At 71.2% G+C, this 24,539-nt stretch carries 17 protein-coding genes and 1 pseudogene; 9 read left to right on the top strand and 9 right to left on the bottom strand.

Annotation, left to right across the window (positions count from 1 at the left end):
- Nucleotides 1–107 precede the first annotated feature (107 nt).
- On the bottom strand, nt 108–602 hold the full coding sequence (locus ACXJMZ_RS10225; protein WP_457029674.1) for a MarR family winged helix-turn-helix transcriptional regulator: 495 nt from the start codon (nt 600–602) through the stop codon (nt 108–110).
- Between the two features lie 507 nt (nt 603–1,109).
- Between ACXJMZ_RS10225 and ACXJMZ_RS10220 the strand changes: the two genes are divergently transcribed.
- The 3 genes and pseudogenes from ACXJMZ_RS10220 to ACXJMZ_RS10210 all read left to right on the top strand — a co-directional run bounded on the left by ACXJMZ_RS10220 (nt 1,110) and on the right by ACXJMZ_RS10210 (nt 3,859).
- On the top strand, nt 1,110–1,880 hold the full coding sequence (locus tag ACXJMZ_RS10220; RefSeq protein WP_457029673.1) for an ABC transporter substrate-binding protein: 771 nt from the start codon (nt 1,110–1,112) through the stop codon (nt 1,878–1,880).
- A 205-nt stretch (nt 1,881–2,085) separates the two neighbouring features.
- A pseudogene (locus ACXJMZ_RS10215) lies at nt 2,086–2,214 on the top strand (family 1 glycosylhydrolase); the annotation flags it as partial.
- A 280-nt stretch (nt 2,215–2,494) separates the two neighbouring features.
- Nucleotides 2,495–3,859 carry a glutamate decarboxylase gene (locus tag ACXJMZ_RS10210; RefSeq protein WP_457029672.1) on the top strand — a complete coding sequence of 455 codons (1,365 nt, stop codon included), beginning with the start codon at nt 2,495–2,497 and terminating at the stop codon, nt 3,857–3,859.
- A 606-nt stretch (nt 3,860–4,465) separates the two neighbouring features.
- Here ACXJMZ_RS10210 and ACXJMZ_RS10205 read toward each other — a convergent pair.
- The 5 genes from ACXJMZ_RS10205 to ACXJMZ_RS10185 all read right to left on the bottom strand — a co-directional run bounded on the left by ACXJMZ_RS10205 (nt 4,466) and on the right by ACXJMZ_RS10185 (nt 12,202).
- On the bottom strand, nt 4,466–5,008 hold the full coding sequence (locus tag ACXJMZ_RS10205) for a thioredoxin family protein (protein WP_457029671.1): 543 nt from the start codon (nt 5,006–5,008) through the stop codon (nt 4,466–4,468).
- Between the two features lie 121 nt (nt 5,009–5,129).
- Entirely contained in the window at nt 5,130–8,189 is a 3,060-nt protein-coding gene (locus tag ACXJMZ_RS10200; protein WP_457029670.1) for an SAV_2336 N-terminal domain-related protein, read from the bottom strand.
- The gene (locus ACXJMZ_RS10195; RefSeq protein ID WP_457029669.1) at nt 8,182–9,126 is read right to left on the bottom strand and encodes an AAA family ATPase; all 945 of its coding nucleotides are present in this window, start codon (nt 9,124–9,126) and stop codon (nt 8,182–8,184) included. The genes ACXJMZ_RS10200 and ACXJMZ_RS10195 overlap by 8 nt, the downstream gene beginning before the upstream one ends.
- Nucleotides 9,126–11,216: a vWA-MoxR associated conflict system protein gene (locus ACXJMZ_RS10190; protein WP_457029668.1), complete on the bottom strand. Its 2,091-nt coding sequence runs from the start codon at nt 11,214–11,216 to the stop codon at nt 9,126–9,128. The genes ACXJMZ_RS10195 and ACXJMZ_RS10190 overlap by 1 nt, the downstream gene beginning before the upstream one ends.
- Nucleotides 11,213–12,202: a hypothetical protein gene (locus ACXJMZ_RS10185; protein WP_457029667.1), complete on the bottom strand. Its 990-nt coding sequence runs from the start codon at nt 12,200–12,202 to the stop codon at nt 11,213–11,215. The genes ACXJMZ_RS10190 and ACXJMZ_RS10185 overlap by 4 nt, the downstream gene beginning before the upstream one ends.
- 404 nt (nt 12,203–12,606) lie before the next feature.
- On the opposite strand from ACXJMZ_RS10185, the gene ACXJMZ_RS10180 reads away from it, so the two are divergent.
- Complete coding sequence (locus tag ACXJMZ_RS10180; protein WP_457029666.1) at nt 12,607–14,751, top strand: SpoIIE family protein phosphatase; 2,145 nt, start codon at nt 12,607–12,609, stop codon at nt 14,749–14,751.
- 390 nt (nt 14,752–15,141) lie between these two features.
- Entirely contained in the window at nt 15,142–16,200 is a 1,059-nt protein-coding gene (locus ACXJMZ_RS10175) for a M12 family metallopeptidase (RefSeq protein WP_457029665.1), read from the top strand.
- A 16-nt stretch (nt 16,201–16,216) separates the two neighbouring features.
- On the opposite strand, the gene ACXJMZ_RS10170 is transcribed toward ACXJMZ_RS10175, so the two are convergent.
- Nucleotides 16,217–17,023, bottom strand: a complete 807-nt coding sequence (locus ACXJMZ_RS10170; protein ID WP_457029664.1) for a uracil-DNA glycosylase family protein — start codon at nt 17,021–17,023, stop codon at nt 16,217–16,219.
- Between the two features lie 61 nt (nt 17,024–17,084).
- On the opposite strand from ACXJMZ_RS10170, the gene ACXJMZ_RS10165 reads away from it, so the two are divergent.
- From ACXJMZ_RS10165 to ACXJMZ_RS10150, 4 genes are all read left to right on the top strand, one after another.
- The gene (locus ACXJMZ_RS10165) at nt 17,085–18,674 is read left to right on the top strand and encodes an amidohydrolase family protein (RefSeq protein ID WP_457029663.1); all 1,590 of its coding nucleotides are present in this window, start codon (nt 17,085–17,087) and stop codon (nt 18,672–18,674) included.
- 122 nt (nt 18,675–18,796) lie between these two features.
- The gene (locus tag ACXJMZ_RS10160; protein ID WP_457029662.1) at nt 18,797–19,459 is read left to right on the top strand and encodes a hypothetical protein; all 663 of its coding nucleotides are present in this window, start codon (nt 18,797–18,799) and stop codon (nt 19,457–19,459) included.
- An 82-nt stretch (nt 19,460–19,541) separates the two neighbouring features.
- Nucleotides 19,542–20,366: a hypothetical protein gene (locus ACXJMZ_RS10155; RefSeq protein WP_457029661.1), complete on the top strand. Its 825-nt coding sequence runs from the start codon at nt 19,542–19,544 to the stop codon at nt 20,364–20,366.
- Between the two features lie 43 nt (nt 20,367–20,409).
- Nucleotides 20,410–21,012: a 2'-5' RNA ligase family protein gene (locus ACXJMZ_RS10150; RefSeq protein WP_457029660.1), complete on the top strand. Its 603-nt coding sequence runs from the start codon at nt 20,410–20,412 to the stop codon at nt 21,010–21,012.
- Here the strand turns inward: ACXJMZ_RS10150 and ACXJMZ_RS10145 are convergent.
- Nucleotides 20,969–23,869 (bottom strand): helix-turn-helix transcriptional regulator, encoded by a 2,901-nt coding sequence (locus ACXJMZ_RS10145; RefSeq protein WP_457029659.1) that lies wholly within the window; start codon nt 23,867–23,869, stop codon nt 20,969–20,971. The two genes, ACXJMZ_RS10150 and ACXJMZ_RS10145, sit on opposite strands and share 44 nt — an antisense overlap.
- A 95-nt stretch (nt 23,870–23,964) precedes the next feature.
- Entirely contained in the window at nt 23,965–24,456 is a 492-nt protein-coding gene (locus ACXJMZ_RS10140; protein WP_457029658.1) for an ATP-binding protein, read from the bottom strand.
- Nucleotides 24,457–24,539 lie beyond the last annotated feature (83 nt).

Raw genomic sequence — 24,539 nt, 5'->3', positions numbered from 1 at the left:
ACCTGACGAAACAGTAACTGACTAGTCAGATATTTCCATGCCCGTGTGACCTGGGCCACGTCTCGGTATTCGCGGTCAGTACATCAGACCCGTCGCCGGGTCGCAGCTCACGGCAGACGCGGCAGCGTGTCGCGCGCCGCGTGGCTCAGGATGCGCAGGTCCTCCGCGAACCGCTCCCGGTCCGCCTCGGGCAGGGGTTCCAGGAAGTAGCGCCGGATGTTCTCGACATGCACCCGGGCGGCGCGCGCGGCGGTCTCCTCGCCCAGTCGGGTGAGCCGTACCAGCCGCCCGCGCCGGTCACCCGGGTCCTCGGCCCGATCCACCAGCCCGGCCGCCTCCATCCGGTCAACCAGCCGGGTCACTCCGCCCGTGGTGAGCACCTGCTCCTGGCCGATGGCCCGCATGGACAGCCCCGGCTCTCCCGCCCGTCCCAGGATCAGCAGCACCTCGAACGTCAGGTGCGTGATCCCGCACTCCTCCTCCAGCGCCCGGCCCAGGATGTAGCCGAGCCGGTTCGCCGCGCCCTGCAACCGGCCGAAGGCCAGCACGAGCTCGTTGTTCGCGGCCTCCTTGGCCGACGAGATCCCCGCTTGCTCTCCCACAGCCCCACGCTCCTCCACCGTTCCGGGCATCGATCCACCGATCATGCCGTGTCCCCATGCCCGGTGGGTCCGCAGGGCCTGTGCTGCAGGGCAGGTCGGCTGCCGGCCAGGTCGGCCGCCGGGCCGGGACACGGCAAGCGCCCGTATGTCGGAGCGAGGCCGCGCCGCTTCGGGGCCGTCTCTCCTCGGCGTGCGCCCAGCGCGCCGGGCCACCATGCTGCCGCTGAGGGACCGCATTGGCTCGCTCGGCAGCGCACGCGAACCCACCGCGCCCGAACGGAGCGGAGGAGTGCGAGTCCCTCGACGAGTTGTACACCGAGGCACGCGCCGAGGGCGGGGTACTGACCGTCCATGCGGGCGGTGACAACCCCGACCAGCGGGACGGCACCCTGGCCGCGTTCAACGGCGCCTTCCCCGACATCACCCTGCACATGATTGTGGACTACAGCCAAGTACCACGACGTCCGCATCGACCGGCAGCTGGCAACCGGCACCCCGATCCCGGACGTGACCCAGCTGCAGACGACGTTCGACTTCCCAAAGTGGAAGCGGCTGGGCGTGCTGATGGAGTACAAGCCCGCGGGGTTCGGCAAGGTCCACGAGATGTTCAAGGACCCGGACGGGTTCTGGGTGGCGGTCAACGTCTTCGCCTTCAGCTACATGTACGGCCCCGGTGGCGGCCCAGCGACACCCGAGAACCTCGTCGATCCGAAGTGGAAGGGGCAGATCGCCTCCTCACATCCCGGGGACGACGACGCCTCGCTGTTCCTGTTCAAGAAGTACGTCGACACCTATGGCTGGGGCTGGCTCGAAGCGCTGGCGGCCCAGCAGATCACGTTCCATCGCGGCACGAACACGCCGGGCGAGACGGCCGACTCCGGCCGTGAGCAGGTGGGTGTCGGTGGGGCGGCCACTGGCGGGCAGGGCAGCACCTGGGCAATGCCCACCGGCGATCACCCCTTCCTGGCTTGGGGTCAGCGCGCGGCCATCTTCCGGCACGCGCCGCACCCGGCCGCGGCCAAGCTCTATCTCAACTGGATGCTCTCGCCCGAGCGTCAGAGTGCTGGCTTCAACGGCTGGGGAGTGCGCACCGACGCCGTCCCGGCCGGCGAGCCGATCTGGGAGTACGACAACGCTCACCTGCAGGAGTTCGCGGCTTTCATGGAGGACCGCGCCGAGGTGGAGCGCTGGCGCCAGACCCTTGTGCTCTACCTGGGCGAGGTGACCGGGGAGCCGACGCCTGGCTGGCTTGGCCTCCACCCGACTCGCCACTCCTGAGACCCGCCCCTCCGGGAAGAGCTGCCACCTACGTCCTCGCTGGCCTGCACCGGCCCGGTGACCGATGGCTCCTTCCGTTGGCCACCGGGTCCAGAAGCCCCGTCACCGGACTACGGGAAGCCAGCCCTGTGCCAGCACGGCCCGGGCGTGCTGGTGTGCGGGCTGCCAGCCGAGGCCGTGCATACGATGACAGGGTGTTCGACGGGCTGAGGGGTTCAGTCAGCGCTTTGGCCTCGTCCACGTCGACTTCGGCACTCAGCGCCGTATCCGGAAGGCCTCCTACGCCTGGTACCGCGACCTGATCGCCGCCCATCGGGCCTACTGGGCCGTGTAGTTGGGCATGCGATGCCCGTAGTACTTGTCAAGATCGACCCAGGTCGATAGGCACCGTGGAACGGAGTTCCTGGATGCTGCGCAGTGCAGTCGGGGCGTGGAGACAGGGTGTTCGACAGTTGCGGAGGCCGCCGCCAGCGGTTCGGTACGTCTCTTCGTGCCGCTGCGGGATCGGCGACCTGAGTCGATCGCTCGGGAAGATAGGCCGCTCGGGTGTTTTTCGAACCCGGTTCACGAGTCCTGAGCATGGCGCCCGGGCCGGAACTGGTTGAGTCGTCGACATGAGCAAGAGTGACGTCGGGGCCCTGTTCGGTAACCGTTTCCTGACCGTTCCCGCTCCCTCGGAGACCTTTCCCGAGGAGGGCATGACCGCGACGGACGCTATGCGACTGGTGGATGAGGACCTCGCCATGGAGGGCGACCCGCAGCGCAACCTCGCCACGTTCGTCACCACGTGGATGGAGCCGGAGGCGCAGCGGATCATCGCCGAGAACCTCCACCGGAACTTCATCGATCACGCCGAGTACCCCATCTCCGCCGAGATCGAGCAGCGCTGTGTGCGGATGCTCGCCGATCTCTTCCACGCGCCGGGCAAGACCGCCGGGTGCCGGACCCAAGGTTCGTCCGAGGCGATCATGCTCGGCGCGCTGTCGCTGAAGTGGAAGTGGCGGGAGCGGCGCAAGGCGGCCAACCTGTCGGTCGACCGGCCCAACCTGGTTTTCGGCGGTGACGTTCATGTCGTGTGGGAGAAGTTCTGCCGCTACTTCGACGTCGAGCCGCGGATCGTGCCGCTTGCCGAGGGCAAGTACACGATCGGCCCGGAGGACGTGGAGCCCCACCTCGACGAGAACACGATCGGCGTCGTCGCCGTCGTCGGCACCACGTTCACCGGCCACAAGGACGACGTCGTCGGGATCGACAAGCTGCTGCGGGAGATCCGCAAGAAGCGGGACCTGGACATCCCGATCCACGTCGACGGCGCCAGCGGCGGCTTCGTGTGGCCCTTCCTCTACCCGGACTCGAAATGGGACTTCCGGCTCGAGCAGGTCCGATCGATCAACGTCTCGGGACACAAGTACGGTCTGGTCTACCCCGGCATCGGTTGGTTGGTCTTTCGCGAGGAGTCGGACCTGGCCAAGGACCTCGTGTTCTACGAGAACTACCTGGGCAAGACCGATGCGACGTTCACGCTGAACTTCTCGACCGGCGCGTCGATGGTGCTGGCGCAGTACTACAACTTCGTGCGGCTGGGCCGCCAGGGCTACACCTACGTCATGGAGACGATGCAAACGAACGCCCACGCGTTGGCGGACAACCTGCGTAACAGCGGCCGCTTCGAAGTGATCGGCAGCGATCTCGAGCAGCTGCCGCTGGTCGCTTTCCGCCTCGCCGGCAAGCATGCCTACGACGAGTCCGACATCGCCTGGCAGCTCTCGGCCGAGCGCGGCTGGATGGTGCCGGCGTACACGCTCCCGCCCAACGCGGAGCGGGTGAAGATCCTGCGGGCCCTGGTCAAGGAGACCCTGAGTCGCGACCAGATCGACCGCCTCACCCAGGACATCGCCGATGCGTGTGCCACCTTGGACCACAAGGGGGCGACCCACGACGTCGAACGGGCCCAGATCAAGCGCGGCACCGGCTACTGACAGTCGCAGCGGGCACCCCTCAGGCCGGGCGACAGAGCGGCTCCCCGGGATCGGGAATGTCAAATTGCAGGCTCTGGCCCGTAGTTGGCGGTAGTACTGGTGGTGATCACTGGGGGAGGTTGTGGTGACTGAGTCGGCGGAACCTGTCTCGGCCGTGTAATTGCCTGGTGATTCGCCTGGTTCGCGTGTTGATGCCGTCAGTGGGGAAGGAGGAGACGGCGCTGTGAGCTTTAGGTCCAAGAAGGGAAGACCAGGTGGGACGTCCGTCGAAGTACTCGGACGAGTTCCGGCGTGATGCCGTCGCGTTGTACCGAGCTCGGGCGGCCGGCACAAGGTCCAGCAGGTCAGGCAGTGACTGGCCCTGGGTCCAGGCGGTGGATCTGGCGTACGGCGCTCTCTCCCGCACCGATGCGGGGCCCCGTCCATGCCGAGGCGGCGCGCGCCGCCGAACGGCTCGGCGCTCGTCGGCATCGCGTGCTCCCCAGCAACGACGGGGTGAGGGCCGCCGAGTGCGGGCGGTCCAGGTACCAGGTTCCCACCGCCGAGCGCGGCTCAGCCACCGGACCGGCTGTCCCACCGTGGTTCACCTTGACGTACGCCCGCTGGTCAGGCCCATTTGATGGAGCAGCCCATGCTCGCCCGGTGGGGTTCGGGGACGGGCTTGCCGGCCAGCACCAGACCGATGGCCTGACGCAGCAGCTCGCCGGTGACCGGTTCCCGGTTGCCGGGTGTGGACTCGTCCATCGCGCCTCGGTAGGCGAGCTCCCTGCGGGCGCCGTAGAGGAAGAAGTCCGGTGTGCAGGCGGCGTGGTACTCCCGGCCGACGGACTGGTCGATGTCGACGAGATAGGGAAAGGTCCAGCGCGTCCGCGCCACCTGGGCACGCAACCCGTCGGCGTCGTCGGTGGGCGCGACGGCCGGGCTGTTGCTGCAGATCCCGACGACTGCCAGGTCCGGGAACTCGCCGACCAGCCGGCCGAAGGCGTGCTCGACATGCCTGACATAAGGGCAGTGGTTGCACAGGAAGGCCACGAGCAGGGCCGGTGCGGCGGCGAAGTCGTCCCGTGCCACGACCCGGCCGTCGATCGTGGGCAGCGAGAAATCGGGCGCGGGGGTCCCGAGCGGAACCATGGTGGAGATGGCTGCCATCTGGCTCACTTCCCTCCGATCGGCCGCGACGGCATTGTGCGTGTACCTCCATGGTCGCCCACTTTGACTGGTGACTCCCGGATGGCCGGGACAGTGGTCGATGTCAGGAGATCGGGCCTGCTCAGTCGGTGCGGGTATTTGTGAGGTGCAGGCCGATGTAGCCGATGTAGATCCGGCCGCTGCCGGAGCAGTCGTCGAGGTAATAGACCCGTGGGCCTGCGGTCCCGCCGCCGATGCGCAGGTGCGCTCCCATGAACGCTCGCCGGGAGACGTCCACGTGTTCCGGCACCGGGAGCATCCGCTGTCGTCTCCACTTGGCATGGCCGGTCACTGTGCGGGATTCCCCCCGGACGGCCTTCCGGGGCGGGAACCGGTGACAGCCGGGCGGGGTGTTCTCACACCAGTGCTTGAAGTCACCACCCGCCTCACCGCAGACGGCTGCTGCCGCGTACTCCTGGAGGGCCTGCAGACCCGTCCAAGTGTCCATCACCCAGCTGTCGTTGGTCCGGACGCCGTCGAGAGCGAGTGTCTCCTTCTCCTCGCCGGTGAACTGCAGCAGTGGGAACTCGTCGAGCCGGCCGATCAGCTCGGCGAAGCCGGCCGGTGCACTTCCCCTCCCCGCCGTGGGGGTATCGGTCAGCCGCGCGGAGCCAGGAGCCACCAGGGACAACCTGCTCTCCGGTGCAAGAGTCAGCACCGGTACTGCGGCGAGAGCGCCGGGCAGCGGTCGGAAGGCCGCGAGCCTGCGCGGCTCGCGAGCGATCAGGGCCGCGGCCCTGCGCAGATCCTCCTCGATTCGGTGGCGTGGCAACACCGGGTGGCGCGCGCCGTCCGAGCGGGAACCCGGATGCACGCCGGGGAGGTAGGTACGGGCGGCGCCGCCGTACACCTTGTGGTGCTCCAGGGCCAGGTTGAACAGTGGGGTCGCTTCGGAGTCCAGGAGATACAGCGTCGCGAGGCCCGGCAGGTGCCGCATCAGCGGTTCGACGACAGTTACCAGCCAGTCCTCGACCGGGATTTCGGCCGGTACGGTCGCGACCACCGTCGGCAGGTGGCGCCGGTGGTCGCAGAGTTCCTCGATGAGCCGGTCGACTTGCCCGGGTGTGACGATGCGAGGTTGTACACGAACGGGTGACGGTCCGTCGAATGCCGCAAGCTGTGGCAGCAGGCTCCGGACCAGACCGGGGATCGGCGCTGGGCCAACTCTCGGGACACCTCTTGCCGGAAGGTGATCGGCCTCGATGCGGACCCAGCTCCCGTGACCGTCCGGGGTGGCGACCGTTATGGTGAGCTGATGAGTGCTGCTTGCCACGGGCGTCCGGAGGCGGCGACGGGTATAGACACCGGGCCCACTCAGCAGCGGACCGGCGTCCTCGTCGAGGAGGGCCCGGGTGCCGAGACGGTGGCGAGTGCCGAGTGGCCGGTCGGCCGGGGGATGCAGTCTGTACCCGTCGGCCTGCAGCAAGGCCCGGAGTTCCTCGTCGATGAGCGCGACCACGGAAGCATGTTCGGTTTCCGTCCAGACCGTCATGCAGTACGGCGTTCCCTCCGCGCGGTCGGCCGAGGTGGGCCGGGCGGATGCGCCGAGCTCCGGGGCTCTGTCCGCCCCAGCTGCCGTCCCGCTCTCTGCCGGTCGTGCAGCAGCGGTGCCGGCCGATGAGCGGACGGGCCGGGCTGTGGCCCGCAGAAGTCGGAGGGTCTCCGCGGACGCCAGCGCGAAGGGTTGCAGGTCGTCCGGCAGTGCGGCGACATCGGCCGGGTCGGACCAGGTGGCCGGAAAGGTGCCCATGCCGCCCATGCCGCCCGCATGCGTCGCGATGTAACGGCTGATCACCTCGTGGGTCTGCCGGAGCTCGCTCCTGGTGAGGCGGCTTCGGAGCCGTGCACGAGCGTCGTCCCGGAGGGAGAAGACCGGCGGTCCTCCGGCGCTCTCCGAGGTGTCGACCAGCCCGCTGACGACAAGCTCGGCGACGTCGCCGACGGTGGCCGTCGGCACCATGACGTGCCTGACGAGGTGGAGCAGCGGAAGGCTGACGTGACCGAACGCGGCACAGAGGACCGCGAGGCGTACCGCGTCCGGTGAGGCGGTGTGCAGGAAGGCGGCCACCGGATCGGCCGGACGAACGCTCGGCCCCGGGCGGCGGTCGGCGGCGGGTATCCGTCCCTGAGCCGGCACCAGCACCGCCTCGAAGCCGCCGGGGTGACCGCGCATCAGGCCCTGCGCCCACTGCCCGATGGCATGTGGTGTCGGAGCCAGGACCGGCATCGGCAGCCAGCTCGGCACGTTGACCGTATGCATTCTGAGCAGCAGCGGGACCGTGAAAGCCAACGCGCTGTTCCGTACGCCGGGCACCGCCGTCGTGACCCGGACGGCGGGGAGGTCGAGCCCGGTGCGGCGCCAGAGCTTCGCCGGTAGTGGGTCGACCAGGGCAAGCGGACCAGCCTTTGCCCAGCGACTGAGGAGCTGCCAGGCCGCGGTCTCGCGCCAAGCCGGAGCGGCGAAGTCGGACACCACCAGGACGAGTCGTCTGGCGCTGTTCGCGGGAGACCGGCTCAGGTCGGCCAACTGCCCTCGTGGGCCACGGAGTTCGACGCTCGCGCCGTCGAACGACAGGGAGAGGTTGCGGACCTGCCGGAACGCGCCCACGCCGCCGAGCGTCGTGCTCAGTTCGGCGGTGGTGTCCTGCCAGACGGCCATCGATCGCGACCGGTCCACGACCAGGACCACCTCGAACCAGCGTTCCGGGGTCGGACGGAAGACCGGCAGGAGCTCCCCACTGTGGGCGTAACCGTCCACCGTCGCGTCGATGTCCAGGCTCCGGGCCGTCCCCGCCGACCACGGGCGCTTGAACGGGCGCAGGGCCCGCGCGATGTCGACGGTGCGCGGCAGCGCCTGGGCCCGGGGAACCGAGACCGGTCGGGCCGGCAGCGGGCCGGGTGGGCCTGCGTACAGGGTGGCCGACGGTTCGTCGTGGTCCGGACGGACGGGCCGGTCGGCTGGGGCCGAAGGTCGGCGCGGGGCGGTGTGGGCCGAGGTCCGGTCAGCGGGCGCGGACTCTGCGGACCCGGCTCGCTCCGGTCCGTGCGAGGCGAGCCACAGCGCCTCGGCGATCGTGACGGCGTCGATCTCCCCGGTGAGCCCCCGCAGCGCGGAGACGACCCGGCCCAAGTGGTCAGCCACTGGAGAGATCGCGGGTCAGGAGAGCCATGAGCCGGTCGCGCTGCTTCTCTACCGGACCGTCCGGATCGGTCAACAGCATGACAGCGTTGAGCAGTTGGTCGATGGCGAGGACCTCACCGCAGTCGATCCGGCTGACGAAGGAACGGATCAGCTCGTCGACCGGGCCGCTGTCGGGGACGTCGAAGCGCAGGTGGGCACCGACGATCTCGCGGAGGGTCTCGTCGTTCGGCCGAGGCATGGAGTAGCGGATGCACCGCCGCAGGAAGGGCGGGGGGAAGTCCCGCTCGCCGTTGCTGGTCATGACGATGAAGGGGAACTGGGAACACTGCACCCGCCCCCGCACCACGGTGTGGGCCCGGTCGCCGCCCCACTCCCTGACCGCCACGGTCGGGCGGGGATGGCGGACGAGTTCCGGCACCTCGAACTCACCGCGCTCGAGGACCTCCAGGAGGTCGCCGGGAAGGTCGAGATCGCTCTTGTCGATCTCGTCGATGAGGAGCGCGCGGGGACGGTCGGACGGGAGCAGCGCGGTCCCCAGCGGGCCGAGCTGCAGGAACGGGGCGATGTCGTCCTCCTGTTCCGTGCCGTCGGTGTCCGCGCGGTGCAGYCGCTGGGCGTGGATGCGCCCCAGCGCGTCGTACCGGCAGAGTGCGTCGCCGAGGGTGCTTCGCGAGGTGAGGTGCCAGCGCAGGACCGGGCCCAGTTTCAGCTCTGCGGCGACCTGCTCGATCAGCGTGGATTTGCCCCACCCGGCCGGGCCGGTGACGAGCAGCGGCCGACGGAGGTACAGGGCCGCGTTCACCGCCTCGACGAGCTCCGCAGGCGGCCGGAACTCCCGTTCGAGTGGCTGACGCGGAAAGGTGCGCCACGGCGGCGGCTCGGCCAGCGTGACGTCACGCGGGACACCGTCGCCGACGTAGAAGGTGTTCCAGGGCATCAGTAACTCCAGTGGGTGGAAAGGCTCTGCTGGTCGAACCWCTCGCAGAAGTCGAGAAAGGGCAGGTCGTGCCAGACGGTCCGGAGATCGGCCAGGGGGTCGGGGTCGGTTTCGGCACCGAGCCCGAGCTGCGCCCCCCAGCGTCGGCGGTAGGCGGCGAGGAGTCCGGCCGGGAGGTTCTCCCAGTGCGCGCCGAGGCGGTCCCGGTGCTGCTCGGGAAAACTCTCCGAGACCGGCCAGAGCACGATCGGGGAGTACGAGAGCAGCAGCTCCAGCAGCTCGACCAGGGTGGCCGGTCGATGGTCGAGACCGATCGCCCTGGAGTAGGCGTTGCAGCTCAACTGCTCCTGCAACAGCGTTGGTTGCTGGGTGGTGTCCTTGCCCAGCCAGTCGACCGGGGCCGCCGGGAGTCCGCTCTGCATGTCCGTCAGCTTCTGCCGGGCCTCGTCGTTGATCCCGGCAAGGTGACCCGGCACCTGCAGGCGGTCCGACCAGCGGACGACCACGTCGTGCCGCGCGCCGAGGAGGTACCGCCCGGCCTTGACCCGCTCGGGTTGCCAGGTGGCCAGCAGATGGGTGGGCAGCACCACGTCCACCGACCGCAGACGGACGCCGCGTTCACGCGCGAGGGGGGTGGCCCAGCGGACGGCGTCGGCCACCGCGCGTTCGGCACCGCCCTGGTCGGGCCGGCAGCGGAACTCCTCGTGCAGCGGCGGGGAGGCGACGTCGTCCAGCAGCCAGACGTCCACCGTCTCGGGCCACTGCGTCAATGCGGAGTGCAGGCTGACCACCAGCCGCAGCCGCTTCGCCCGGCGGGCCTCGCGGGCCTGCTCCCTGGCGTCGTTGAGGTCGATGGCGATCTCCAGCGCGGCCGCCCAGTCGGCGACCGGCTTGGCGTCGGGATCCGCGCCCGTCTCCTCGCCGATCGCAATCAGCAGTCGGCACAGCGGAACCGTCGGGCTCTCCTCCAGCGACGGCGCCAGCAGGACGGCGTGCTCCAGCAGGTCCCGCAGCAGGGCCCGGCCCGTGGACGGGGGCAGCTGCCCCGGTCGTCCGGAGGGCGTCCGGAGGACTCGCGCGGCCCGCCGAAGTGCCCGGGTGGTCAGCTGCCGGCCGACCCAGAGGTCGATCAACTCGACGGTCTCCAGCACGGTGAGGAGGCCGTCCGCCACCTCCCAGACGTACTGCGCTGCCGGGTTGTCCGGGGCCTCGGCCCCGGCCGCGTCCCGAAGCTCGCGGAGCCCGTGCCGGGTCGCTCCGGGCCACCGGGCCGGCAGGCGCCAGCCGACCAACGCGCCTTCGAGCTCCCGCCGCCCCACCGTTCCGAGCTCGTGGCTCGGCGAGGAGCCGCCACACCTCGGGTTGTGACCCAGCCAGAGTTCCTCCTCGGCGGCGTTGTCACCGTCGAGGCTCATATAGCGGGTGTCCTGATCACGGACCTTGCGGCGCAACCCCTTCTTGAGGGCGACCAGATCGAGAACGGCCTCACCGTTCGGCAGTCCCCGGCGCATGAGCTGGGTGAGGGCTGTGCTGAACGACAGGTCGTAGGCCGCCTGCTGACACCCCGACGCCATCAGGAGCCCCAGCCTGCTCTGGCCTTCGCGGATGCCTGCCACCAGATCCTTGGTGTTGGGCGCCGCGGCTCCCGCGTGGCAGGTGTCCACCAGGCCGATCAAGCCATCCACGCCGTGCTGCTCGATCGCCTGGACAAGGAGGCTCCCGACATCCACCCCGCTGGAGATCTCGTCCTCCCCGGTGTTCGCAGCCATGAAGTAGAGGGTCGAGTTGCCGGCGGAGACGAAGCCGTGCCCGAGGAAGGCCAGCACCAGGCAAGCGCCCGCAGCGCCTGCGGCCCGAGCCGCCTCGCGTACCCCGGACTCCACCTCCGCCTGCGTGGCCCGGCCGGACAGCATCAGCTCGTTGAACCGAGGGTCCAGCGACGATTCGCACGCTCCCCAGGCCGGTGCGGTCAGCGTGGCATGGAGGTTGCGGGCGGCCCGGTCCAGCCCGCTCAGCACCGGCATCTCCCGGCCCGGCCCGGCGATGACCAGCGCGTGTCTCGGCCGGGCGGGGGGAGTCGCCGCGTTCACGCGGCTCCCGTGAGCAGGCCGATCTCCTCGACGATCGGGCCCGCCACGGCCGACTGTCGCAGGTACTTGGTGGCGGTGTGCACCCAGAGACCGTCCGAGTCCACCCGCCTGCTCTGCGGACGGGCGCCGGCGGCATTGGCACCGACGCAGTCCGCCAGCCGGCGCTTCGGCACCACGATGTCGTCGCGGTCCCAGAAGTCCAGCCAGCGCCCGACCCCGCTCGGGGTGGCAGGTGGCTGGGGCCGCAAGCGCGGAAGCACCACAGCCGGGGTTGCCAGCGGAGAGCCGAGGGTGACGAACAGCGGTACGGGCCCCGCGAATTCCTGCAGGGCTTCGAGCGCCACGACGGTGCCGAGCGAGTGCGCGACGACCACTGTCGGCCGATCCGGTTCGAGGGCCGACAGCACCCTCTCCCGGATCACCTGGTCGAGACCACGATTCGCACCACCCGCCGGATTCCGGCTCAAGTAGCGGCCGGCCTGGGAGACATGGGAGAGGAGCTGCTTCCCGCTCGCCCACTGGGCGGTCTGCCGCAGCCCCGGCAGGCTCAACACAGAGGTGAACAGGAAGGACAGCCGACGGACCTGCTCACCGGAACCCTGACGCTCCCGCTCGCCGCTGGTGCGGAATCGCATCAGCTGCTCGTGAAGGCCCGTCAGACGGTCGTCGTGCCCAGGCTCGGTCCGGGACAGCTGCGTTTCGATGATCTCGTTCAGGAACCCGACGACGATCTCCGTCTCGTCCGGCCCCAGCTGGTCCGCCGTGCCACCCCCCTGGGACTGCTCCCGGCCGAAGAGGTCGCCGTAGTACGCGAAGCGGCTCTCCGCCGCCCAGTCCTTGACCAGAGCGGATATCACGCCCGAGTGGCCCGCCCTCCGGGCTCCGTCGGCCAGTGCCCTCAGCCAGGCGTCGCACTCCGCCCGGGGGTCGCGAGACCCCCCGATCCCGTGCACGAACACCAGACGCGGCTTGACGGGACCCTTCACGTGCTCCCCCACCTCGCAGGCTCTTCTGCCTCAACTCTACAAGGGACAGGGCGGGTTGTGAGGGGAAGTCAGGAAGCCCTGACGGCCCGGCGGTGGCTGCGCGGTCCGCAGGCTCGGTCTGCGGCTCGTCGAGGCCTGAAGCCAGCGTTCGCAGCTGCGCGCCGCGGCAAGCTCAGCTCGGGTCTGCTCGGCCCCCGGCTCCACACCCTGGTGCGGCCGGTCCGGAGGGCCCCACCTCAGCGGTGGGCGACCTGACCGGCGATTGCCTGGCTCCGGACCACCCCGGGGCACCGGGGTGGTCCGTGTGCCCGGCGACCGCAGCGGGCGTAGCGTCACTGGTATGGGCGTTGTCCGGAACGCGCTGCGGTTTGGGCCGTCGAACCAGCGGCGGAGAGCGATACGGCGTGCGGGAGAACCTCGTGCCGGCCGCCGGTGAGGCGGCCGGGTGGGACGAGCGGCTGGACGAAGTGCTGACCGCGACGGTGGAGCAGTGCGGCGCGTCCTCGGGCGGCGTGTATCTCCTGCGGGCCGATGAAGGCGTGCTGCACCTGGCAGTCGTCCAGGGCCTGCCCGCCGAGTTCATCGCGCCGTGGACCAGGGTTGCGCTCACAGCTCCGGCCCCCAGCAGTGACGCCCTGCGGGACCGCAGGGTGGTGTGGTCCGGCAGCCAGGAGGACTTCGCCCGCCTGTACCCGCGTATCGCCGTCGCGATGCCCTACCACTTCGCGTTGGCGGCCGCCCCCATCTGCAGTGAGGGGCGGCAGTGGGGCGCGTTGCTGTTGCTGTGGCCCGGCTCCCACCCGTCGCACCTCGCCGCAGCCGACCGGGATCTGATCGTTGCCGGTTGCGACCGGTTCGCCGAGCTGCTGGCCGGTGCCGAATCCGCCCAGCAGCCCATCACGGCACCCCTCCGGCCCCACGTCCTGCCCCGTCGGCTGGCAGCCGCCAAGCTGCCCGAGGCAGCCGCGACCGCGTTCGCGGAACGGCTCCCGGGCGGCAGCTGCTCACTCGATCTCAACGGGCGGATCACCTTCCTCACCGAGACGGCATGTGCCCTGCTCGGAGCCGAGCAGGAGCAGCTGCTGGGCGCGATCCCATGGCAGGCCCTGCCCTGGCTGGACGACCCCGAATACGAGGACCGGTACCGGGCGGCGGTCATCAGCCGGCAGCCGGTGGCGTTCACTGCGATGCGGCCACCGGACCAGTGGCTGGATTTCCGGCTCTACACGGACGGCAACGGGATCAGCGTGCGCATCACCCCGGCCAGCGCCGGCCCCGTGACCTCCCCCGCCCCCGGCCCTCACCGGCCGACTCCGGTGTCCCGCGCCGGCCAGCTGTACCAGATCATGCACCTGGCGGCGGCCCTCACCGAGGCCGTCACGGTCGACGACGTGATCGCCCTGGTGGCCGAACAGATCCTGCCGGCCTTCGACGCCCAGGGGCTCGCCATGATGAGCGCCGAGGACGGCCGCCTGCAGGTGACCGGCTACCGGGGGTACAGCGCAGAGGAGATGGCACGCTTCCACGAGATCCCCCTGGACGAGCGCACCGCCCCGATGACGCGGGCCCTCACCGCAGGGGTGCCAGGGTTCTTCGACGACCCCGAGGCGCTGGCCCGCGCCTTCCCGGAGGTTCCGCAGGTCACCGGCAAGAAGGCGTGGGCCGTGCTGCCGCTGGTTACCTCCGGCCGCCCGGTGGGCTGCTGCCTGCTCGCCTACGACGAGCCGCACCGCTTCGCGGGCGACGAGCGCACCGTCCTGACCTCATTGGCCGGACTGATCGCTCAGGCCCTGGATCGCGCGCACCTGTACGACACGAAGAACCGGCTCGCCCACGGTCTCCAGCAGGTCCTGCTTCCCCACGCCCTGCCGACGATCGACGGCCTTCGGGTCGCCGCCCGCTACCTGCCTGCAACCCGGGGCATGGACATCGGGGGGGACTTCTACGACCTCATCCGGCTCGGCCCGACCACCGCAGCCGCCGTGATCGGCGACGTCCAGGGCCACAACGTCCCGGCCGCCGCCCTGATGGGCCAGGTCCGCACTGCCGTCCACGCCACCGCGGGCGCCGCCCCCGACCAGGTCCTCATCCGGGCGAACCGGCTGCTGTGCGACCTCGATCCGGATCTCTTCACGACGTGCCTGTACGCGCACCTGGACCTTGCCGCGCACCGTGCCTTCCTGGTCAACGCCGGACACCCGCCGCCGTTGCTGCGCCCGCCCGGCCGGTCGACCACCAGGGTCCTGGACATCCCGCCCGGCCTGCCGCTGGGCGTCGACACCACCGCTGTCTACCCGATCACCGAGGTGGCGTTCGACATCGGCGCGCTGATGCTGCTGTACACCGACGGTCTGGTGGAGTCGCCCGGGGTGGACCTCGACGAGGCGATCGCCACCCTCGCCCGGCAGCTCGACCATGCGGTCCCTGACCTGGAAACGGCGGCGACCGATCTCGTGGCCGGAGCCCAGCAGTCCGCCCAACGCGCCGACGACATCGCGACGTTCCTCCTGCGGGCGACGCCACTACCCGACGGTGCGCCGACGCGGTGACCGGGGTCAAGGGGTGCAGTCCCATGTGCAGCGGCATCGGAGAGTCGGTCGGGGTACCGGGCCGACAGTCTCCGTGATTTGGTAGCCGGCTTTTCCTGCGGCGTGTCAGTGGCGGCCCCTCGGGTCTGGTGCGCCTGGGAGCCGACTGGGTGGCAGATGGTTGCGTCCACGATGACAGGGTGTTCGACGGCCCGAGGGCTACCACCAGCGGTTCGGGCTGGTGCACGTCGCCCGACCCGTTCGGAGCACCCGGCTTGCGGTGGGCGTCAAGTTGTGGCCGGGGTGCCCCGGCGAGACGATGGGTGAAGTCCCCCAACCGGCCCGACAGCCACCATGTCCTTGCCCAACCTCCGGTCACCATCCGGTGGTTGGCAGATCGGAGGCCCCGTCATGGTGGACACCCAGGCGCCCGCGAGCGGCACCCCGCAGTACTGCACCCTCCAGCCCGCCACCAAGCCCGACCTCCGGCCGGGACTCGGGCCGAACCGGGTGCGGGCGATACTCCAGATCCGTACCAAGTGGGTCAACGGCACCGTCCTGCACTATCACTTCCTCGACCGGACCGGCGGCGGCCAGGGCCCGGAGCAGCTGGACGAGGTCCGGGCCGCGTTCCACGACTGGAAGGGTCTGGGCATCGGTCTGGACTTCAAGGAGGTGGACGACGCCTCCGAGGCCGAGATCCGGATCGCCTTCGCCGACGACGGCTCCTGGTCGTACATCGGCCGGGACGTGCTGACCATCGGCGTCCGCGAGCCCACCATGAACTTCGGCTGGGACCTCACCACCCCGTGGGGCCGCGCCACCGCCCGGCACGAGACCGGCCACACCCTGGGCCTGCCGCACGAGCACCAGAACCCGTACGCGGGCATCGTCTGGGACGAGGAGGCGGTCTACTCCTCGCTCGGCCAGCCGCCGAACAGCTGGACCCGCGAGGAGACCTTCCACAACGTGCTGCGCAAGCTCTCCAAGCAGGAGGTCACCGGCTCCACCTGGGACCCGGACTCGATCATGGAGTACCCCTTCGAGCCCGGCCTGATCAAGGAGCCCGAGAAGTACGGCCGGGAGGGGATCGAGGGCCCGCTGTCGCTGTCCGCGATCGACAAGGACCAGGCGCTGCACTGGTACCCGCCGATCTCGGCCGTCCCGGTGAAGCTGGAACCCGGCCGGTCCGTCCCGCTGACGCTGGCCACCGGCGAGCAGGCGGACTTCGAGATCACCCCGGCCGAGACCCGCAAGTACGAACTCGGCACCTTCGGCCAGAGCGACGTACTGCTGGTGCTCTTCGAGCACCAGGACGACGAGCTGCGGTACCTGACCGGTGAGGACGACAGCGGTGCCGACGAGAACAGCCGACTGTCCGTCAGGCTGTTCAAGGGCCGCCGCTACGTGTTGCGGGCCCGGCTCTACTCCAACTACGGCTCCGGCGAGACCACGATCATGTACTGGTGACCCGGTGCCGGTGCGCTCAGAACGGCCGCAGGTCGGGCGGGATGGTGACCACCACCGTCGCCCGCTTCTCGGCAGCGGTGGCACCCGCCCGGACGGCCCACGGCTGTTCCGAGCGCATCCAGTCCGGCAGCCCGAGCGGAAAGTCGGCCGCCGGGACGGGCACCAGATCGCCCGCGGTCAGCTCAGGGCCGTAGGGCACCAACTGCCGCGCCTGGTCAGGGTGGGCGATGGCCGGGTGGAGAGCCTCCAGGCCCTCGTTCCAACTGGCCGTCAGGCGGGCCATCCCCGCAGCGTGGTCACCGGAGCTCTCCGGGAAGGTCGGGTGGATGATCCGGTGGAAGGTGCCGTCGAAGGCCGCTCCGACCGGGGTCGCCTCCCGCCACAGCCGGAAGGCGGTGCCGGCCAGGCTGCCGAGGGCGATCACCGCCTCCACCTGGTTGTCCGTCACCAGCGCGTCCAGCCAGGAGTTCCGGTACCGGGCGATGTCGGGGTCCTCGGCGTGCGCCTGGCCGCCCTGCTGTCCGAAGACGCTGTAGAGGAAGGTGTTGACCATGACGTAGCTGCGGTCGATGCCCAGCCTGGCCAGGAAGCCCTGGACCCGGCGGCCGGCCGTGCCGACCAGGATCCGCCGGACGATCGCCTCGTGCTGCGCCGGGTCCTGGCCGATCACCAGCACCCGAGCCGTCCCGTCCAGCCGCCCGCGGTGGAAGACCGGCCCCCACTCCGTACGGAAGTCGTCGGTCGGATAGACGTCCTGGCCCGGGAAGTCCCGCGCCAGGGAGAGGTACGGCTCCCGGAACACACCCGGATCGAACTCGTGCATCGCAAACTCCCGCTCGGTCTGTCTCCGCCAGTTCCCGCAACTTCCCGAAGGAGGACGTGCCATGACATCCCGGTACGCCCTGCAGGGCCGCATCGTCACCATRGACCCGCACGACACCGTGATCGAGGACGGCGTCCTGTACGTCGGCGATGGTGTCATCGAAGACGTCCGCCCGGCCGCCGACCCGCCGCCACCGGGGCATGAACTCACCCCCCGTACCGCCACCGGCGGCAGCGTCTATCCCGGGCTGATCGAACTGCACAACCACCTGGCGTACGACGTGCTGCAGCTCTGGCAGGTCCCCAGGGCCTTCACCAACCGGGACCAGTGGGGCGGCACCGGCACCTACCGGCAACTGGTCACCGGTCCGATGACGGTGCTCGGCCGGGACGCGGCACTGATGCCCGCCGTGGCCCGCTACGTCGAGGCCAAGGCGCTGATCAACGGCACCACCACCAGCCAGGGCATCGCCCTGTTCAGCAACGCGGGCGCCCGCCGGATGTACCGCGGCGTGCTGCGCAACGTCGAGCAGCCCGAGGACCCGGCGCTGCCCGCCGCCACCTCCCGGATCGCCGACATCGACGCGGCCGACGCCCGGCGCTTCCTCGACCGGCTCAGCCGCTCCCAACGACTGCTGCTCCACCTGGCCGAAGGCACCGACGAGCGCGCCCGGGAGCACTTCCGGGCCCTGGAGTTCGAGCCCGGCAAGTGGGCCGTCACCGAGAACCTGGTCGGTATCCACTGCGCCGCCCTCACCCGGGCCGACTTCGACGTACTGGCCGAGCACGGCGGCGCGATGGTCTGGTCCCCGCTCTCCAATTTGCTGCTCTACGGCCGCACCGCCGACGTCGCCGCCGCGCGGGCCGCGGGCGTGGCCGTCGCCCTGGGCTCGGACTGGTCGATCTCCGGCAGCAAGGGCCTGCTGGGCGAACTCAAGACCGCCCGGCTGGCCGCCGCCGGCACCTTCACCGACCGCGAGCTGGTGGCCATGGCGACCAGGGACGCGGCCCGGATCCTGCGGTGGGACGGCGCCCTCGGCGCCCTGCGGCCCGGCCTGCGGGCCGACCTGCTGGCCGTCGCCACCACCGACCCCGACCCGTACCGGGGGCTGCTGCTCGCCGCCGACACCGACATCCGGCTGGTGGCCGTGAACGGTGTGCCGCGGTACGGCACCACCCGACTGATGCGCAAGCTCGCCGGTGACGCCGCACCCTCCGACCCCGGTCCTGGCGCCCCGGACGGACGGCTCGTCAACCTGCTGGACGCCCACGCCGATCCACTGGTGGCCGGCCTGACACTGCCTCAGGCCACCGAGCGGCTCACCGCCGCCCTGGCCACGCTGCCCGCCCGCGCCGAACGCGGCCTCGCCCCGTTCGCCCCCGCCCGCCCCGACGAGCCACCCCGCTGGTACCTGGCCCTGGACGAGCTCCAGCCCACCGGCGCAGAGCTCCGCCCCCGCCTCCCGGCCCGCTCCGCCGCCACCGGCCCCTCGCTGGCCGCCCCGGCCGCCGCACCCGCCGACCTCGTCCCGCTCACCCTCGATGCCCTCACCGCCACCCACGACAAGCCCTACCGCACCACCCTCGCCGCCGAGGGCAACCTCCCCCCGAGCCTGCGGGCCGCCCTCACCGAACTCCTGGAGCCCGCCTGAGCGGGGGCCGGTCCCGGTGAGTGAAAGAGGGCCGGACACCGGTGCGGAGTCCGATGTCCATACTGCCGGTCCGGTCACAATGAGGCATGGGTTCAAGCTCTGGATCGGCCGGTTCGCCCCCGTTGACACTCGATCAGGCCGCCGCGCGCGGCGAACGCTGGTGGCCGGTGGCGGTGGCGATCGCCACGGCGGCGATGCTCCATGTGGCGCTGCCGGCGGCGTACCGGGTGGACCCCGCCTGGGTGGTGCCGGTGGTCATGTTCGTCCTGCTGGCGGCTTTGATCACCGGTGACCCGGGGCGGATCGATCGGCAGAGGACGTGGCTCAGGGTGGTCACTGACGTCATGATCGGCTTCATCACTGCGGCGAACCTGTATGCGGGTGTCCACCTGGTGGTCGACATCCTGACCAACAACAAGCTGTTCGCCAACAACGCCACCGGCCTGCTGGCCACCGGGGGAGTGACCTGGGCCACGAACGTGATCGCCTTCGCGCTGTGGTACTGGGATCTGGACCGCGGCGGTGCCGCCGCTCGCGCCCACCGGCCCCACCCGAGCCCGGCGTTCGTGTTCCCCGAGATGCAGCAGACGGCCTACGCGCCGGCCGACTGGGTGCCGAGCTTCGCCGACTACCTGTCGCTGGCCTTCTGGACCGCCACCGCGTTCAGCCCCACCGACGTCTCCGCGATCAGGACATGGGCCAAGCTGCTGATGATGGTGGAGGCCATGGCCTCCCTCATCGTGGCTGCCCTGGTGATCGCCCGTGCGATCAACATCCTGCAGTGAACTCACGCACTGAGACGCCGGGGGCCACTTCCAATCGGCCCGGCCACAGGGAGAACTGACGGGTGTTCTATTATCTCGGGCCATGACGGAGAACTGGGGATACGGGCCGGCCCGGAGTGACGAACCGCTGGTCACCAGGGCACAGGAACCCGACTGGGCAGCCCTGGCGGAGCGTCACGGTGAGCAGATGCGGCGCCGCAAGCACATCCGGGCCGCGGCGGCCGGTGTAGCGGCGACCGCAGCCATCGGCGGCATGATCGTCATGGTGCTCCCCGGCGACTCGGGACGCGATCCCGCGCGCAGCACGGCCGCAGTCGACAGCAGCGCCTCCGCCCACCACGATGACAGCCCTTCCTCCTCTGCCGAGGAGTCAGCCTCCGTCGGAGCCTCGGCTTCTGCCGGTGTCTCGGTCTCCGCCGATGCCCCGACAGCCTCCGTCGGTGCTTCTGCCGGTGCCTCCCGCTCGGCTGCCCCCGCGACGAAGGCACCGTCGCCGGTCGGCACGTCGTCGGCGGCACGGCCGCCCGCCTCCCAGCCCGGCGCCACGCCCACCCCGGGGAATGCGCAGACGTCGCCTCCGCCCTCCGGCAAGTCGTACACCCCGGTCCAGGTGTGCGGCAGCGGATTCAACGTCGTCGACTCGCACAGCCTCGGCGGCGCCACCGTGTACCTGCTGTACAAGAGCGCCACCGGCGACAACTGCGTCACCACGATCGCGAACGACCCGAGCGGCCCGGTTCCGATGAACGCGACCCTCGCGGTCAAGGACGGCGGCTCGGGGAGCAACCCGGGCAGCTACACCTACTACGCGGGCCCGATCACGAAGCGCGCCGCCAACACCTGTGTGCAGTGGGGCGGTTCCTACCAGAGCTCCACCTGGACCAGTGGCTGGACCCACTGCGGCTGAGGCTCCCTCCGCCCGCCGTCACCCCCGGTGTCACGATGGTGAGGTGGACACGGACATCGCACCCGGCGGCGGTATCGAACTGCCGGGCGTTCCAGGCAGCCCGCCGACACCCCGTACGGCGGTGGCGTGGATCCCGCCGGCGGAGCTGTGGCCCGCGATCCAGCGCATCCGCGCGGTGCACGACCGGCAGATCCGCCGCTGGCCACCGCATGTGAACCTGCTCTTCGGCTTCGTAGCGGAGACGGACTTCGGCCGAGCGGTTCCGCTGCTGGCCGAGGCGGTGGCCGAGGTCGAGCCGTTCACCGCCCGGCTCAGCGGGGTCCGCAGTTTCCGGCACCGCCAGGACGCCACGCTGTGGCTCGACCCGGCAGCGGCCGACCTTGCGCCCTGGCTGAGACTTCACGACGCACTGCAGGAGCGTTTCCCCCGCTGCCAGGGCCGGGCCGGCGGCTTCACCCCACACCTCTCGCTGGGCCGGACCAGGCATCCGCGCAGGCTCGCTCCCGAGTTGGCCGCCGGACTGGGCAGCATGCCGGCCCGGGTCGCGGAGGCCGTCGTCCTGTCGCGCCGGGGAGACGGGCCGATGCGGTTACGAGCCGTCATCACTCTCGGGTCGGGCGAGGTGCGGTGGCCGCCCGACTGCTGAGGGCCTCGCGGACGGTCTTGCGGGTGGTGTCCAGTTTCTTGAGGACGTGGGCGACGTGCTGTTCGACGGTGCGAGGAGAGAGGAACAGCGTCTCGGCGATGTCCTGGTTGGTGGCGCCYTGGGCCAGGAGTTCGGCGACCTGGCGTTCGCGGGGCGAGAGCCGGTCGCCGTAGCCGCGGCGGCCCCGGGTGGGCAGTTGGACCAGGCCGAGCTGGCTGAGGGTGTGCCGGCAGCGGGCGGCGTCGGCCGTGGCGCCGAGCCGGGTGAAGGTGTCGAGGGCCTCGGTCAGGTGTGCGGTCGAGGCGTCGGGCCGGGAGGCGGCGAGTACCCGGCCGGAGTGTTCGGCGGCGCGGGCGGCCTCGTACGGGCGGCCGATCTCCTGCCACCGGTGCCGGGCCTGCGCGAAGTGCTCGGCGGCCGTGGCGGGTTCGGCGGCGGAGTTGAGCAGGCCCCGGCCGAAGCTGACTTCGGCGTCGGCGGCGGGTGCGTCGAWGGTGCGCAGGCCCTGTTCGGCATCGTCGGCGAGCTGTTCGGCGAACCGGTGATCGCCGCAGGCGAGTGCCGCTTCGATCGCGACCGGGACCACCCCGGTCGCCCGCGCCCAGGCGGAGGCACGTCGCACCATGGCCGCGGCGGGGCCGGTGACGGCGCGGGCGTCCTCGGGAGTTCCCTGGGCGAGCCGGAGGGCGGCGAGTCCGGCCGCGGCCCGGAGCGCGGCGGTGACCTGCGTCTCGCGCTTCCCGTACTCGGTGGCCAGGGTGAACTGTTCGACGGCGCGGGCCCGTTGGCCCTTCGCAGTGGCCAACTGACCGAGCATCAGCGCCTGTTCGGTGGCGGACATGGCGATGTCGGGGTGGGCGATGTCCAGGGCGGCGAAGTCCTCCTCCAGGTCGTCCCAGTGGCCGGCCAGGCCGTCGAGGCGCAGGAGGGCGATCCGGCTGTAGCACTCCAGATGGGAGGTGCCCGACCGGCGGGCCAGGTCGCGGCTCTCGGTGAGCAGGGCGTGGGCGCGGCGGTCGTGGCCGAGTTCGATGGCGATCTCGCCGACGTTGTAGAGGGCGCGGGCGGTCTGCCGCAGCACCTCGGGGTCGGCGGCGGAGCGGGGCAGCAGATCGAGCCGTGGCCAGACGGCAGGGTCCCCCTGCCGGGCCAGCAGGCTGAGGCGGGTGGCGTCCACGGCGGCGTGGATGGCGTCGTCGGCGGTGCCGCGTACGGTCTGCTCGGCCCGGTCCATCCAGTCCCGGGCCTGGTCGGAGGCGCCGTCACGTTCGTTCATCGCCAGGGCGATCATCGCCCGGGCGGCCCGGTCCGGGCGGGTGGCCAGCTCCTCGACGGAGCGGCGGACCTCCTGGTAGCCGAGGCGGTTGCCGCCGTGGTTGATCATGAGCAGGCCGAGGGCCAGCCGTATGTCGCCACGGGTCGACTCCGACTGCTGCGGATCGGCGATGAGCCGCCGCAGCAGCGCGATGGTGGCCACGTGGTCGACGCTGTCGACCGCGATCCGGGCGAGTGCCAGGGCGGCGCGGGAGCGGAGGTCGTCCCCGAGCTGCGGCTGTTCGAGGATCTGGCGCAGCAACGCGGCGGCGGTGCCGGTGTCGCCGAGGGCGATGGCCTGGTCGGCGGCGGCTTCGGCGCGGCCGAACCAGGCCTCCCGGTCGCCGAGGGCGAGCGTGTGGTGGGCGATCTGGACCAGCGGGCGCGGGGAGTGCCGCTCCAGTTCCTCGACGGCCCGCCGGTGCAGGCGGGTGCGGTGGGGCCCGGGCACGTTCCGGTAGGCGACCTGCTGGGCGAGGACGTGCCGGAAGCAGTACCGGCCGTCTTCGTCCTCGCGGAGCACGGAGAGCTGCAGAGCCTCGGTGAGGCCCAGTGCGCCCTGCTCGGGATCCAGTCCGGCGACGGCGGTGAGCAGCGGCTCGTCGGCGGGGACGGCGAGGACGGCGGCGGCGTCGACGACCGCCGCACCGGATGGGGACAGTCCGGCCAGGCGCTCGGTCACCGCCTCGCGCAGCCCGCGGGGGACCTGAGCCTGTTCGAGGGCCGCGACGGCGTCCGCGCTGCTGCCGCGCCGGACCTGGTCGCCGAGACTGATCAGGTCCTCCTCGGCGACCAGGGGCAGGCCCTCGCAGCGGCCGTACACGGCTCGGGCGAGGACGGGGGTGGCCTGGGCGCCGAGGGCGGCCGTGGCGAGTTCCGCGACGTCGGCCTCGGTGAGCGGAGCGAGGGTGATCACCGTTCCGCTGCTACCGGGCGGGTGGCGGTACGCGGAGCCGAGGACGGGGGTGCGGGGCGGAAGATCCTCGGGGCGGTAGGTGAGCACCAGGCTGAGCTGGTCCGGCAGGTCGCGGGCGATCAGCAGGAGGAGTTCGCGGGTGGCGTCGTCGACCCAGTGCATGTCCTCGATGACGAGTACCGCAGGGCCGAGCGCGCCCAGCAGCGAGTGCACGGCCCGGACGAGTTGGTGGCGTTCGGCCCGCGGATCGTCGGTCGGCGCCGGAGGAGGGGGCAGCCGGTCGGCCAGGTCGGGCAGCAGGGGTGCGAGGGCGCCTGCCGTCGGTGGGACACCGGTGGCGGGCAGCCACGGGCCGGCCTTGGCGAGGGCGTCGAAGACCGGAGCGTAGGGGAACGGTTCGCGCAGCGGCTGGCAGTAGCCGGTCAGCACGCAGAGGCGCTCGGGGGTCAGGGCGGCGGTGGCTTCACGCACCAGACGGGACTTGCCGATTCCGGCCTCGCCCTCGATCAGCACGACGGCAGGCGGGTTCCGGACGGCGGCCAGCAGCACGCCGAGCTCCCGCCGACGGCCGACGAACGTGAATCGCCCGCCTGCGGGTACCGGATCCTGGCTGCTCGGCCGTGCCACGCAATCACCTTCCCTGCGTGGCCACGCTAGATCCGGCGCCGAGCTGCGGCAAGCGATCGGTGGGAGCGGGCGGGAACCGACGGCCCCGAGGAGGCTCAGTACAGGTGTTCCGGCGCCCGCGCGGCCGGTACCCGGGCGAGGGACAACCCCACCTCCACCCGGGTGCCGCCGACCGTACGCCACAGGGCGCAGCTGTCGGCGTACTCTTCGACCAGTTGCAGGCCCCGGCCGCCGCAGGCCGGGTCGTCGACGACGTACGGGTCGCCGCCGCGGGTGGCCGTTCGGGCCCGCCAGCGGCCGTTGTCCATGACGTGCACGGTGAGTGTGCCGGTGTCCACGGTGAGCAGCAGGGTCACGTCCGGGCCGCCGCTGTGCCGGACCGCGTTGGTGACCAGTTCGGTGACGACGAGCTCCAGTGCCTCGACGATGTCCACGGGGACGTCCCAGCGCCGCGCCGATGCCCGGGCGAAATGCCGCAGGGCGGGCACCGAGGTGGGGACGGTGGGCATCGTGCAGGCGGATGTTCTGCTGTGGCCGAGGACGGCGGTGGGGGCGATGGTGGCGGTGGGGGTGACGGTGGCGAGCATCTCAGGCTCCAGGGGTGTGGGGGTGAGCCTTTCTTCCTGTAAGACTCACCGCCGGGACCGGCCGGAACAATGCGGAGCCCCTA

This window comes from Kitasatospora sp. P5_F3 (assembly GCF_054049135.1).
Note: the sequence above shows the minus strand (reverse complement) of the source record. Positions and strands in the feature narration are given on the sequence as shown.

Coding starts and splice junctions, on each gene's coding strand:
- ACXJMZ_RS10140 (WP_457029658.1), bottom strand. CDS start 24,456: ATGCTCGCCACCGTCACCCCCACCGCCACCATCGCCCCCACCGCCGTC.
- ACXJMZ_RS10210 (WP_457029672.1), top strand. CDS start 2,495: ATGAGCAAGAGTGACGTCGGGGCCCTGTTCGGTAACCGTTTCCTGACC.
- ACXJMZ_RS10175 (WP_457029665.1), top strand. CDS start 15,142: ATGGTGGACACCCAGGCGCCCGCGAGCGGCACCCCGCAGTACTGCACC.
- ACXJMZ_RS10155 (WP_457029661.1), top strand. CDS start 19,542: ATGACGGAGAACTGGGGATACGGGCCGGCCCGGAGTGACGAACCGCTG.
- ACXJMZ_RS10205 (WP_457029671.1), bottom strand. CDS start 5,008: ATGGCAGCCATCTCCACCATGGTTCCGCTCGGGACCCCCGCGCCCGAT.
- ACXJMZ_RS10170 (WP_457029664.1), bottom strand. CDS start 17,023: ATGCACGAGTTCGATCCGGGTGTGTTCCGGGAGCCGTACCTCTCCCTG.